Source organism: Methylobacterium sp. V23 (assembly GCF_002917135.1).
In the GTDB taxonomy this organism is placed as follows: Bacteria; Pseudomonadota; Alphaproteobacteria; order Rhizobiales; family Beijerinckiaceae; genus Methylobacterium.
In genome coordinates this window covers 1-13,750 of the sequence record NZ_PDHT01000044.1, presented here as the reverse complement: position 1 = coordinate 13,750, position 13,750 = coordinate 1, and the positions used below count along the sequence as shown (strand labels likewise).

Genomic DNA, 13,750 nt, shown 5'->3' with positions numbered 1-13,750 from the left:
GGCTCGCATGCGTGTCACGACGATCACCCGCGGGCTTCTCGCGCTGGCGCTGGTGGGCGGGGCCACGGAGGCCCGGCCCCAGAGCTTCATCGGTGCCGGCCCCGCCGAGCGCTTCTCGGTTCCGCCCGCGGGCGACGCCCTGCGCCGCGGGGGCGAGCCCATGCGCGGGCGCGGACCGGCGGCCGCCGTCGCCCCCACGCCGGCTCCGGCGGTCCGGGAGGGCGCCCTGGCGACCATCGGGCCCGCCCGGCGCCTGCCGGCCACCACCGGCGGGTTCCGCCTGGAGGGCGAGGAGGACGTCCTGCGCTTCCCCGTCTACGTCACGGAAGCGCAGAGCCGCGGGCGTCCCCGTCTGCGGGTGTCCTACCTGTCCGCCATCTCGGTGGCGCCCGAGACGTCGGAGCTCGTCGCCAGCGTCAACGGCGTCGTGGTCGGCCGCACCCGCATCCAGGCGCCCGGCGCCGTCAAGGTGGTGGAGTTCGAGCTGCCCGAGGGCAGCCTGAAGCTGGGCTACAACGCCATCGATCTCGCGGCGAGCCAGCGGCACCGGGTCGATTGCTCCCTCAACGCGACCTACGAACTCTGGACGCAGATCGATCCCTCGCGCTCCGGCCTCGTGGTGGCCCCCGTGGCGGCCGCCGGGATCGAGCTGAAGGACCTCGCGGCGCTGGAACCCGACGACGGCGGCGCCCTGCCGGTCCGCGTGGTGATCAACGACAAGCCGAGCCTGCCCCGCCTCGAGCGGATGTTCCACGCCATCGAGGCGATCGGCCTCGTCGGCCGCATCGCCCGCCCGGTGGTGGAGTTCGGCTCGGTGATGACCGGCCGCAGCGGGATCAACCTCATCGTCGGCACCGCGGCGGAACTGCGCGGCACGCCGGACATCGAGGCCGTCGGCCCGATCACCGGACCGAAGCTCGCGATGCTGCCGCCGCGGGAGGATCGGGCCCCCGCCCTCGTCGTCAGCGGCACCAGCTACGACGAGATCGAGTCGGCGATCGCGACCCTGGCCCGCGGCACCGAACCCTACGGCACGCCGCGCGGCCTGAAGGCCGCGGCGCTGCTGCGGGGTGCCCCCCTGGAGAGCGGCGACCGGATCGCCCTGCACGCCCTCGGCGTGGCGACGCGGGAATTCTCCGGCCGCCTCCTGACCACCCGCTTCGACGTCCAGCTGCCGCCGGATTTCCTGCCCGCCGATTACGGCAAGATGCTCCTGAACCTCTCGGGCGCCTACGCGTCCGGTCTCGCGTCGGAGGCGCGGATCCTCGTCGACCTCAACGGCCGCAACGCCGCCAGCGTGCCCCTGCCGCAGACGCGGGGCGAGGTCTTCGAGAACACCACCATCCCGCTGCCCCTGGGCCTGTGGCGGCCGGGCCTGAACCGCGTCGAGATCTCGGCGCAGGTGCCGACGCCCGGCGATGCCACCTGCGCCGCGAGCACGAGCGAGTCGAAGCGCGAGCGCTTCCTGTTCCTCGACCGGACCACCCTGAGCGTTCCGAACCTGGCGCGCGCCGCCCGGATCCCGGATCTCGCCGCCACCACCAGCGGCGGCGCCCCGTTCCTGGAGGACGGCAAGCGGCCGCGCCTCGTGCTGCCCGTTCTGGATCGGGACACGGTGGCGGCGGGCGCCATGATCGCCGCGCGGCTGGCAAGCGCGGCCGGGCGGGTGATCGATTTCGAGCTGGCCACCGAGGCGCAGAGCGGGACGGGACCGACCCTGATGGTCGCGCCCGTCCGCGCCGTGGCGCCCGCGACCCTGACCGGGCTCGGCCTCGATCCGGAGCAGATCCGGCGGATCTGGGAAGCCCGCGCCGAGACGGCCCGTCCGGCGGGTCAGTCCGGCTCGGTACCGGCTCCGACCCTCGATCGCCTGCGCCGCAACGTGCCGGCACGCTGCAGCCTGCCGGATCTCAGCTTCCGCGTGGCCGGCCCGGTGCCGCCGCGCGGCGCGGGACCGGACGCCCCCGCCGGGGGCCGGACGGGCCGGGCGTCTGCCAGCGACGGCGACCTCGTGACGAAGTGGGACGAGACCCTGCGCGCCCGCCATCCCCTGGTCGAGGCCGCCGACGGCCTCGTCGAGCGGGCCTCGGCCACGGTCCGGGGCCTGCTCGGCGAGACGCGGACCTGGATCGATGCGGATGCCTCCGAGCGGGCCTCGGCCGTGCCGCCCCGCGCCTCGCTGATCCTGGCCCAGGCCCTGTCCAGTGGCGGAATCGGCGTGGACGACACCACCACCCTGATCACGGCGCCGAACCCGCTCCTGCTCAAGGCCTCCGTGGCCTGCCTCATCGATCCCGGGGTCTGGTCGCGGATCGGCGGGCGCTTCGCCTTCCTGGACGCCGCCGACGGCCGCCTGGACACGGTGGAGCCCGACACCGTCCGCATCGTCGAGACCCGCCCCCCCTCGCTCTGGAACCTCCGGCTCGTGGTGGCGGGCTGGCTCTCGATGAATCCCGCCGTCTACGCGGCGCTGGCGCTGGCCCTGGCGCTCTGCCTCGGGCTGACCACCGCGCTCATGGTCCGCAACGTCGGCCGGAGGAATGCATGAGACGCCTGCGCATGAAACGCCTGCGCCTACGACGCCTGCGCCTGAGACGCCCGCTCCGGACCGTCCGCCGCGCAGCCCTCGCGGCCGCCCTGGCCACGGGATGCGCGACCGGCTTCGCCGCCGGGCCCGAGGCCCGGGCGCAAGGCGGGCCCGATGCCCGGATCCAAGGCGGACCCGCCCTGATGCCCGCCGGCTCGGCCCGCGATCCCCAGCCCCGTGATCCCGCCATGCCGGACCTGCCGAGCTCCGTTCCGCCCGCCATCGCCCTGCCGGCGCCGCCGCAGGTCAAGGACGATTCCGCCCGCACGGCCCAGCCTCTGCTCGGGAGCCTGAAGGACCAGGACGGCTGGCGCCTCTATCGCTCCCGCTTCGTCACCGAGGCCGGCCGGGTGGTCGACACCGCCAATGGCGGGATCAGCCACAGCGAGGGCCAGGGCTACGGCATGCTCCTCGCGGTGGCGGCCAACGACCGGCCCACCTTCGAGCGGCTCTGGGGCTGGACCCGCGCCAACCTGATGGTGCGTTCGGATTCGCTCCTGGCTTGGCGCTGGGAGCCGGCCAAGCGCCCGGCGGTGGCGGACATGAACGACGCCACCGACGGCGACATCCTCGTCGCCTGGGCGCTGACGGAGGCGGCCGAGGCCTGGGACGATGCCGGCTACCGGGTCGCGGCCCGGCGGATCGCCGTCGAGGTCGGCCGCCGCGCCATCCTGTTCAAGGACCGGAGCGGGGCGCTGCTGCTGCCGGCGGTCACGGGCTTCTCGGCGGGGGAACGCGCCGACGGTCCCCTGATCAACCTGTCCTACTGGGTCTTCCCGGCCTTCGCGCGCCTGCCCCTGGTGGCTCCGGAATACGACTGGGACGCCCTGACCCGCAGCGGCTTGCGCCTCCTGCGCCGCGCCCGCTTCGGCAGCGCCAACCTGCCCACCGAATGGATCTCCCTGAAGGGGGACCAGCCCCGTCCCGCGGACGGCTTCCCGCCGCTCTTCTCCTACAACGCGATCCGGATTCCCCTCTACATGGCCTGGGCCGATGTGGGGCGGCGGGAGGATTACGACCCCTTCGTCGCCCTCTGGTCGGGGCCGGACCGCGAGCGCCTGCCCATCGTGGATACCAGCGATGGGCGCACGGTCGAGTGGCTCGGCGAGAGCGGCTACGCGGCCCTCTCGAGCCTGCTGCTCTGTACCGTGAAGGGAACACCGCTCCCCGACGGCTTCAGCCAGGTGCAAGGCAACGAGAACTACTATCCGACCACGCTGCATCTCCTGGCCATGGTGGCCGCGCAGATGAGGGGACCGTCATGCTTGAAGCGTTAGCGCGCCGGCGGAGCCGTGGCCCCGCGCCCCTCGGCCTCCCGATGGGCGTCGCCCTCGCGGCCCTTACCCTGCCGGCCCTCACCCTGCCGGCCCTCACCCTGCCCGCCCTGGCCCAGGGTCCCGGCGCCGAGGAGGCCAGCCGCGCGCCCGCCATCGTCGTCGACCCGACGGGATCGGCGGCCAACGGCATGGTCGACGAGAGCGCCCTGCGCTACTACGCGGCGCAGAAGCAGACCGCCCGGATGAAGGCGGAGGCCGCCCGGCTGAAGCAGCTCTACCCGGGCTGGACCGAGCCCACCGACCTCGACACCCTGCAGCCGAGCCCCCCCGAGGAGGCCCCCCTCTGGGACCTCTTCACCGCCGGCCGCTTCGACGACCTCTACGCGGCCATCGCGGCGCGGCGCACGGTGGACGGGAGCTGGCAGCCCTCCGAGGAGCTGGCGCGCAAGCTGCGCCGCGCCGGGTTCCGCAGCCGCCTCAAGGGGCTCGCCAGCGCCCGGCGCAACCTCGACGTGGTCGCCCTCTACCGCGCCGATCCCAGCGCCCTCGACCCCAGCGACGTCGAGAGCATCTGGATCGTCGCCGACGCGCTGGCGGCCGAGGAGGCCACGGCACAGGCCTACAACCTCTACAAGTCCGTCTTGGATACCAGCAACGACACGGGCGCCCGCCTGGCCACCATCCAGAAGGCGATGTCGAACCTGCCGATGGCGGCGGCCGAGCAGCTCATCGCCCTCGGCCGGACGGATTCCGACGGCAATTCCGAGTTCCGGCGCATCGCCATCGACATCACGCGCGCGCGGATCGTCGCCTTCCTGCACGACGAGGCCGCGCACGAGCCCACCACCACGGACATCGCCGCGTTCCAGGCGCAGGCCCGCAAGACCGGTGACCCGCGGGAGACCGGTCTCCTCGGCTGGTACGCCTACAAGCGCCAGCAGTTTCGCGAGGCGCTGGACTGGTTCAAGCTCGCGATCAGCCGCGGCGGCGACGCGATGATCGCCCACGGGCTCGCCCATTCGCTGCGCGCAGTCGGCATGACGCGCGAGGCCGAGGAAGTGGCCTATGCCTGGCGCGACAAGTACGTCGGCAACAGCATCCTCTTCATCGAGCTCCTGGAGCGGAAGCTGACCCAGGCGAATCCCGCCTTCATCGACCTGGACCGGATCAACCGCTACGCGAAGGTGACGCTGGCGTCGAGCTCCGGGGAGGGCGCTCAGGCATTGGGCTGGTACGCCTACAATTCCTGCCAGTTCGACGCCGCCCTTGAGTGGTTCCAGCACGGCATCGCGTGGCTGCCGAGCGAGTCGACGGTGCTCGGCTACGCCCTGGCGCTGCAGCGCCTGAAGCGGACGCGCGAGTCCCTCGAGATCGTCAACCGCTACGACGGGTTGTTCCCGAAGGTGGTGGACCTGCTGTTCCGCGAGGGTCCGGAGGGGCCGCCGCTCGCCTGCAGCGTCGCGGCACCACCACCGGCCGGCGCACGTCAGCCCGCAGCCCCCGCCGCGACGGCCGTGCTCGCGAACGGCGCCCGCGCCCCCGCCGCCTACGGCCGCGTGCCGAAGCCCGACATCTCGGCCAACGGCGCGGTGCGTCCCCTTCCGGTCCTGCGCAGCGAATTCCCGCTGTCCGTCGCCTCCGAGAACCCGTTCCGCTACCTGCCGGCCGCCCTGGCCCGACAGGTGCCCGAGCGCAGTGCCGGCGGCTTCCTGGCCGAACCCGCGACGGGTGCGCCGCCCCTGGTCGCCCGCCGGGTGCCGGGCGCCGGGACGATGCCCTACGAGCGCTACGGCTTCGCCCTGCTGCCGGGCTACAACGGCCTGATCCAGGCCTCCACCCTGTCCGATCCGCCCGCCGGCACCCAGTGGCAGGACCAGCAGGCCGCCGGCGCCAACGGCCAGACCCGCTCAAGCCGGGAATCCGACCGCTTCGGCATCCCGGGATCGCAACGCGCCACCTTCGTCGAGGCCGGCCCCAACGCCGGACAGCAGCCATGAGTCGGATACGGCATTCCGGAACCGCGGCGGCGCTGGCGGCCCTGGTGATCCTGCCCTCGCTCCCCGCCGCCGCCCGGCCCGGCCGCGCGGCGCTCGAGCTGCCGGGCGCCGGACCCGTGTCGGACGTGGCGCAGAATTCATCCCGCGACGGGTATTCCCAGCGGATCACCTTCCGGGACGATCCGCGCGGCGTCGCCGAGGTGAGCGTGCGCAACGGGGAGGGGGGCTCCGGCCCCGCCCTCGCCATGGCCAAGCCGAGCCGGACGGGGATCGCGGCCGAGTTGCGGGCGCGCTTTCCCGGCGAGACCATGCGGGTCGTGACCCAGGCACACCGCAACGCCCACGGACCGGTGGGCCTCGCCCTGGGCAACGACTGCCTCTACGCCTGGCAGTGGATCGACCTCGGCGGCGATGCGGCGCGGAAGCGGCCATCCGCCCTGTTCGGCAGCGATCCCGGCGCGCCGGCCGCTTCGGTGCGGATCAAGCTCTGCCGCACGGCGACGACCACCCTCGCCGACCTGACCCGCTCGGTGGAGTCGATGCGCTTCTTCGCCAATCCCGCTGAGGCCCCCCGCCTCCAACCGGAGACGGTCGCCCGACGGCCTTCGCCGCCGCGGCGGCGCGAGGCGGTCAGCCGGCCGACGGGGACGCCGCGGGAGGCCGCGCCGGGATCGCAGACTGCGCTCCGTCCGCCCGGCCCGATGGAACGGCCCGGCGCGGAGAAGCGCCCGGAGGCCTCGGCGCGCCGCATGGCCTCCGAGCAATCCGGCGAAACGCAGCGCTACCTCGTGCCGGGGCCCGGCGCCGTGGCACCCGCGGTGCCGGTTCCGGTGCCTCCGGGCGAGGGTCAGGCCCCGCGCTACATCACGGACGCCGCGCTGGCGGACGGCACCGTCGCGATCACCGTCCCCAGACCCGCACCGAACCGGGCCGAGGTCGAGGATCTCATGGCCCGCGAACTCCCGGCACGGGCCCTTCGGCCGCCGCCCTGAGGCGGCCCCCGCCCGACGGCGAAGGGCCATGCGATCTGTGATTTTCTCGATCTGCCGCATTTGCAACCTTGAATACCCATTCCCGGCGCGCGAAGAAGCAGACAGCGGGGGTGGTGGGTCACGGATATGGTCCGGGTCGACGCGTGCGGTGTTCCGTCGGGCCCGGTTGGGTTCGCCCTGAGCGGAGGGCCTGACCTGAGCGGAGGGCCTGCGGATCGCGGGATCGCCGCATGAGCCGCGCAGCGGATGTAGCCGGCGCCGATGCGCCGGCGCCGTCCGGCCTCTTACCCGTGTCCAGACTTCGTCTCGCCTTCACCGCCACGGACCACGTCAGCCTCGCCTACCAGGCGAACGGGATTCCGGTGATCCGGGAGATCGTGATCGCCAACGACACGGAGGCCGATCTCGTCGATCTCCGGCTGCACGTCGAGAGTCAGCCGCCCGTGGTCAGTCCGCTGACGCTGCGCATCGAGCGGGTGGCTGCGGGTTCGAGCCATCGAGTCGAGACGCCGGACCTGCACCTCGATGCCGGCCTCCTCGCCGCCTGCACCGAGGCCGGCCCCCTCGCCCTGACGATGATCCTGGAGGATGCGGAGGGCGAGCGGGGGCGGGCGGTCGCCGAGATCCGTCTGCTGCCACCCGCGCACTGGGGCGGTGCCCGCAATGCGCCCGAACTTCTCGCCGCCTTCGTCCGGCCCGGCGATCAGGCCGTCGACGCCGTCCTGCGCGATGCCGCCAGGAAGCTCGGCGCGGCCGGCTGCCAGACTGCGCTGGACGGCTACGGCAGCGGCGGCAAGGTCCGGGCCTGGGACCTCGCCGGGGCGCTCTGGGCCGCCCTGGCGGACCATCGCCTCGCATCCATCCTGCCCCCGGCGCGCTTTGAGCAGGCCGGACAGACGGTGCGCGCTCCCGGCGAGGTGATCGAGGGCCGAGCCGGCACCTGCCTCGACCTCTCCCTGCTCTACGCCGCCTGCCTGGAGCAGGCCGGCCTGAACCCGGTGCTGGTGCTGACCGCCGGCCACGCCTTCGTCGGCCTGTGGCTCCAGGACGAGACCTTCGCGAGCGCGACGGTCGACGACCGGCAGCAGCTGCGCAAACTTCGCGATCTGCAGGACCTGATCCTCGTCGAGACGACGCTGCTGACGCACGATCCGCCGAAAGCCTTCCGGACCGCGGTGGATCACGGTGCCGGGCTGGTGGAGGACAGCGCTGCGGGGGGCCTCGACGTCGCCGTCGATATCCGCCGCTGCCGCCGGCGCGGCATCTGCCCGATGGATCTCGGCGGCCGGGGCGGGGAGGCCGCACCCGGTCCGGTCGAACCGCTGGACCAGGCCCTCTCGGAAGCCCCCGCCTTCGACAGGGTAGAGACCCCGTATGTCGACGCGGCGCCGGAGACCGCGGTCGGACGCCTGGAGCGCTGGAAGCGCAAGCTCCTGGACCTGTCGCTGCGCAACAAGCTCCTGAACTTCAAGCCCGGCAAGGGCGCCATCGTCCTCAATGGTATCGAGCCCGGTGCCCTGGAGGACGGCCTGGCGGCCGGACACGCATTTCGGCTGATGCCGGTCTCCGACGGGCCGGTCGGGTCCGAAGGGGCCCTGGCCCGGAAAGAGATCCCCACCACCGCGACGGAGGCCGATCTCGACGGCCGCCTGCTCGATCTCTATCGCCTCGCCCGCGGCGGCTTCGAGGAGGGCGGAGCCAACATCCTGTTCCTGGCGATCGGGTTCCTGTCCTGGACCCGCAAGGCGGGCGAGGCCACCCACCGGGCGCCGCTGCTGCTGATCCCGGTCACCCTCCGGCGCGCCAGCGTCCGCGCCGGCTTCCGCCTGGCGCTGCACGACGACGAGGTGCGGATCAACCCGACCCTGCTTGAGATGCTGCGCCAGGATTTCCGGCTGCGGATGCCGGATCTGGAAGGCGACCTGCCCCGCGACGCGTCCGGCATCGACGTGGACGCGATCGTCCGAAGCGTCCGGGGCCACACGCGCGAGCTGCGCGGCTGGGAGGTGGTACCCGACATGGTGCTGGCGACCTTCTCCTTCACCAAGCACCTGATGTGGAAGGATCTCGTCGACCAAGCCGACCGCCTCACGCGCAACCCGGTGGTGCGCCACCTTCTCGAGACGCCCAAGCACGCCTACGGCGAGGGCGCTCCCTTCCCCGATCCGTCGCAGCTCGATCGAGACCATCCGCCCGAGACCGTCTTCGCACCGCTCTCGGCGGATTCCTCGCAGCTCTCCGCCGTCCTGGCAGCGGCCGGCGGCAAGGACTTCGTCCTGTTCGGGCCGCCCGGCACCGGAAAGAGCCAGACCATCGCCAACATGATCGCCCAGTGCCTGGCGCAGGGACGCACGGTGCTGTTCGTCTCGCAGAAGACGGCTGCCCTCGAGGTGGTGCAGCGGCGCCTGCAGGAGATCGGACTCGGCGATTACTGCCTGGAGGTGCATGCCACCAAAGCCCAGAAATCGGCGGTGCTCGGGCAGTTGCGCCGGGCCTGGCACGCGCGCGCCGCGCCTGAGCAGGCCGAATGGCCGGGCGCCACGCGCGCCCTCGCAAGCCTGCGCGCCGAGCTGAACGGCCTCGTGCAGGCCCTGCATCGGCGGCGGGAGAACGGGCTGACGGCCTACGAGGCCTTCGGACGCGTCATCGCGGCGGGGCCCGACGTGGAGCACTTCGTCCTCGCCTGGCCCGACCACCGGACCCACGAGCCGGACACCCTCGTGGCCCTGCGGGCGGCCTGCCGGGACTTGCGCCCCGTCCTGGCATCGGTGGGGCCCCCGGCCGACCATCCGCTGCAAGGCGTCAGGGCGACCGAATGGTCGCCGGTCTGGCGCGACGGCCTGGGCGCCGAGATCGCCGCCGCCGTCGAGTCCCTAACGGCCCTGCGCGCGAGCGGCCAGGCCTTCGCCGCGGCGGTCGGACTCTCGGCCTTCCCGTCGACCGAGGCGGAGATCCGCGACCTCCTGGATCTCGGCAACGCCCTGATACGTCCCGAGGCCGCCTGCGGAGGCACCTTCCTGGCGGATAGCGCCGGCGACCTGCGCCGGGCGGTGGCGGCGCGCGACCGCTTCCAGGCGACCCGGGCCGCACTCCGCGGCCGACTCACCGGCGCGTACCGGCCCGGCCTCCTCGACCAGGACCTGTCCGGGCTCCTCGCCGAATGGATCGCGGCGCGCGGCGCGAACTTCTTCGTTCGGAGCGGGCGCATGAGAAAGGTCCTGCTTCAGGTTCAGCCCTATGCCGACGGCGCATTGCCGGAGGATCTGGGGCCGGACCTCGCCGGCCTGATCGAACTCGCTCGGCACGGCCAGGCCGCCCGGCCCGAGGAGGAGACCCTCGGCCAGCTGGGCCCGCCCTGGAGTGACCCGGAGGGGCCCGCCCGCGACTTCGGGCCGGCCATCGCCTGGGCCGAGACCGTGGCGCAACTCCTGCCCCTCCTCGGGTCGTCGAGTCTTGGCCCCGAGGGCCTGCGCGACCACGTCGTCCGGCTCGTCACCCAGTCGTCCCGGAGCCGGGAGGCGGGCGGTCCCCTTGCGCAGGCCTACGCCGCCTTCGCGCAGGATCACGCCCGGACACGCGCCGCGATGACGGCGTTGTCCCACCGAGCCGGGTCGGTCAATCCCGAGACGCTCCCGGCCGCGCAGGCGGACTGGATCGGCGCCAATCTCGCGCTGGCCCGGCGCTGGGCCTCCGGTCTCGGACGCGCCCAGGGCTGGTGTGCCTGGCAGGGGGCCGCCCAGGCGGCGCGCGACCTCGGCCTCGGCCCCCTGATCGAAGCCCTGGAGGCAGGCCGGATCAAGCACGACCGAGCCGAGGCGGCCTTCGAGATCGCCTATGCCCGCTGGTGGATCGATCGCGTCGTCGGCGACGACCCGGTCCTGCGCGGCTTCCTGCCCGAGCGCCATGAGGACGCGATCGCCCGGTTCCGCGCCGCGGATGCCCAAGTCGGCGACCTCGCGCGGCAGGTCGTCCGCGCCCGCCTGGGGAGCGGTATCCCGGGTCCGACGGCCTTCGGGAACGACCCCGAATGGGGCACGCTCTCGCACGAGCTGACCAAGAAGCGGGCACAGATTCCCCTGCGCAAGCTATTCGGCACGATGCCGAACGCCCTCGCGCGGCTCACGCCCTGCGTGATGATGAGCCCGCTGTCGATTGCCCAGTACCTGCCCCCCGATGGGGCGTCGTTCGACGTCGTCATCTTCGACGAGGCCTCGCAGATCGCCCCCTGGGACGCCATCGGGGCGATGGCGCGGGGCAGGCAGGTGGTGATCGTCGGCGATCCCGAGCAGCTGCCGCCGACCAGCGTGGGCGACCGCGCCATCGACGACATGGAAGATGGCGGCGAGATCGCGGACCAGGAATCGATCCTCGATGCGTGCCTCGCGGCCAACCTCCCGCGGCGGACCCTCGACTGGCATTACCGCAGCCGCCACGAGAGCCTGATCGCCTTCTCGAATGCCCGCTACTACGGCGGCCGCCTCGTCACGTTTCCCTCGCCGGTGACCGAGGACCGGGCGGTGCGCCTGACCTTCGTCCCGGACGGCGTCTACGAGCGCGGAACCGGCCGCGTGAACCGCCCCGAGGCCCACGCCGTCGTCGCCGACATCGTGCGCCGCCTGCGCGATCCGGATTTCGCGCGGGCGCGGCGCTCCCTCGGCATCGTCACCTTCAACGGCGAGCAGCAGCGACTGATCGAGAACCTGCTGGACGCAGAGCGGCGATCCGACCCGGAGTTGGAGCCGTACTTCGATCGCGACCGCTGGCACGAGCCCGTCTTCGTCAAGAATCTCGAAACCGTGCAGGGCGACGAGCGCGACGTCATCCTGTTCTCGGTCGCGGTCGGCCCCGACCCGGGCGGCCGAACGGTGAGCACGGTGTCGTCCCTCAACAAGGATGGCGGACACCGCCGCCTGAACGTCGCCATCACGCGGGCCCGGCAAGAGCTCGTGGTCTTCGCCTCGATCCGGCCCGAGCAGATCGACCTCGGCCGCACCAGGGCCCGCGGGGTGCGCGACTTCAAGCACTTCCTCGAATTTGCCGACCGGGGCGCGCGGGCCCTCGCCGAGGCCTGTGCGCCCACCGGCGGAGCGGTCGGATCGCCGTTCGAGGCCGCCGTCCTGGCGGGGCTGCGGGCCCAGGGCTGGACCGTGCACGTGCAGATCGGAGTCTCGGGCTTCCGGATCGATCTCGGCATCGTCCACCCCGATGCGCCGGGGCGCTACCTCGCCGGCATCGAGTGCGACGGCGCCACCTATCACCGCTCCGCGACGGCCCGCGACCGAGACCGCCTGCGCGAGCACGTGCTGACCGATCTCGGCTGGCGCATCCGGCGGGTCTGGAGCACCGCCTGGTGGGCCGACGCAGCCGGAGCCCTCGCCGAACTCGACCGGCGCCTGCGAGACGACCTGGAGACCGACCGCGCCAAGGCCGCCGAAGCCACGGCAGCGAGCGATCCGCGCGACGCACCCGCGCCCGATGCCCCGATTCTGACGGAACCCGCGGATCAAGCGACCGCCGCGGCGATGACGGGTGTCCCGAGCCCGACACCCCTTGCGGAGCCGGACGACGCGATGACGGCCCAACGACGCGACGCCGGGCTTCCCTCCGCCCGCGCACCGACGCCGATTTCGACGATGCCGCCCGATCCGGCCTACCGTCTCGCGGATCCGTCCGATATCGGCCTCGCCCTGGAGCCGGAGCGCTTCTACGACACGGCCTATCGCCCGGTCCTGGCGGCCCTGGTTATGCACGTGGTCACCATGGAGGGGCCGATCTACGAGGACGTGCTGCTCCGACGCGTGGCACGAGCCCACGGCCTTCAGCGGGTAGGACCCCTCATCCGCGAGACGATCCTCGATCAGGTCCCCGTCTCGGTGGCCCGCAGCGACGATGACGGCCGCGTCATCCTCTGGCCACCCCACGCCGAACCGCGGGCGCGTCATCCCTACCGGGTGGCACCCGCCGGGCTGCGCAGCCACGCCGACACGCCGATGCCGGAGCTCGTCGATCTCGCCGGGTCGGTGGCCCCGGGTACGTCCGAGCCCGAGGGCACGCGGCTGATGGGCCAGGCGATCGGGCTGTCGCGCGTCGAGGCGGCGACCCGGGTCCGGTTCGCGCGCGCGCGCGAACGCGCCGGAGAGGCGGGCCTGCCCCATGGCGGGCCACCCGAAGCCTGAAAGGGCTATCGCCCCGAACGCCACCCGCCTCATCTGTCCGGTGCAGTTCACGGAGAACGCCGCGTGCGTGGCACGGCGCGAATTCTCGCGCCGGCCGCCTGGCCTCAGGCATGCGCATTCTGCCGAATCGGTAGGCGCGGACGCGGCGGAACGCCCTCGTCGGCCGCGGCCGGGCCCGACAGCCAGTCAAACACCTCGGACCCTTCGCCAGCATCGGGACGTCGCGTCCGCCCACGCTCGAAACGCGCCTCCACCAATGTTCGACCTTGGTCCACCTGTCCCGGGGACAGATTGTGGGCCCGGATCCTGCCCTTGCCAGCCTAGGCCACGGGGTTTATATCGCATCGCAACAAAAAGACCCTGCTGTGATCCGAGAGCATGTTCCTTTGTTCTATCAAGCAACCATCGAACTGAGCCTGACGCGCGATCCTATAGTTAGACAACTTACTTTTATCGCTGCGAGACAACCGTTAATTGTCACCCAAACCGCAGCGCGAAAGGGCGAGCAACGCCGGCCGTCGCGGAGAAAACGTCGATTTTCCAACTCGCGAATAATTGGCTTGGTTTCTGCTTCATTAAGAGAGATAGACGTGCACCGGAGCGAAATGGGACGAACCTGTCCCGCTTCGTTCCAGGGCCACGGGCTTATGGGAATCAATGTCTGCCTATCCTGAGGGCACTGTCACGATGGACACCACTTCTGCTCGGAAGGGCCTTCCCG

The 13,750-nt window shown here is 72.5% G+C and carries 5 protein-coding genes; all 5 read left to right on the top strand.

The window, feature by feature from the left end:
- Positions 1 to 7: 7 nt before the first annotated feature.
- The 5 genes from CRT23_RS24730 (at position 8) to CRT23_RS24710 (ending at position 13,029) form a co-directional block, all read left to right on the top strand.
- Entirely contained in the window at positions 8 to 2,548 is a 2,541-nt protein-coding gene (locus CRT23_RS24730; protein WP_103712217.1) for a cellulose biosynthesis cyclic di-GMP-binding regulatory protein BcsB, read from the top strand.
- 182 nt (positions 2,549 to 2,730) lie between these two features.
- Positions 2,731 to 3,864: a glycosyl hydrolase family 8 gene (locus CRT23_RS24725; protein WP_103712226.1), complete on the top strand. Its 1,134-nt coding sequence runs from the start codon at positions 2,731 to 2,733 to the stop codon at positions 3,862 to 3,864.
- Complete coding sequence (locus CRT23_RS24720) at positions 3,849 to 5,861, top strand: hypothetical protein (protein ID WP_245436567.1); 2,013 nt, start codon at positions 3,849 to 3,851, stop codon at positions 5,859 to 5,861. The genes CRT23_RS24725 and CRT23_RS24720 overlap by 16 nt, the downstream gene beginning before the upstream one ends.
- The gene (bcsN, locus tag CRT23_RS24715; protein ID WP_103712216.1) at positions 5,858 to 6,853 is read left to right on the top strand and encodes a cellulose biosynthesis protein BcsN; all 996 of its coding nucleotides are present in this window, start codon (positions 5,858 to 5,860) and stop codon (positions 6,851 to 6,853) included. The genes CRT23_RS24720 and bcsN overlap by 4 nt, the downstream gene beginning before the upstream one ends.
- 230 nt (positions 6,854 to 7,083) lie before the next feature.
- Positions 7,084 to 13,029 carry a DUF3320 domain-containing protein gene (locus CRT23_RS24710; protein WP_103712215.1) on the top strand — a complete coding sequence of 1,982 codons (5,946 nt, stop codon included), beginning with the start codon at positions 7,084 to 7,086 and terminating at the stop codon, positions 13,027 to 13,029.
- Positions 13,030 to 13,750: the final 721 nt, after the last annotated feature.

Excerpts from the sequence above, each read along its gene's own strand:
- CRT23_RS24725 (WP_103712226.1), top strand. The coding sequence starts at position 2,731 with ATGCCCGCCGGCTCGGCCCGCGATCCCCAGCCCCGTGATCCCGCCATG.
- CRT23_RS24720 (WP_245436567.1), top strand. The coding sequence starts at position 3,849 with ATGCTTGAAGCGTTAGCGCGCCGGCGGAGCCGTGGCCCCGCGCCCCTC.
- CRT23_RS24710 (WP_103712215.1), top strand. The coding sequence starts at position 7,084 with ATGAGCCGCGCAGCGGATGTAGCCGGCGCCGATGCGCCGGCGCCGTCC.
- bcsN (WP_103712216.1), top strand. The coding sequence starts at position 5,858 with ATGAGTCGGATACGGCATTCCGGAACCGCGGCGGCGCTGGCGGCCCTG.
- CRT23_RS24730 (WP_103712217.1), top strand. The coding sequence starts at position 8 with ATGCGTGTCACGACGATCACCCGCGGGCTTCTCGCGCTGGCGCTGGTG.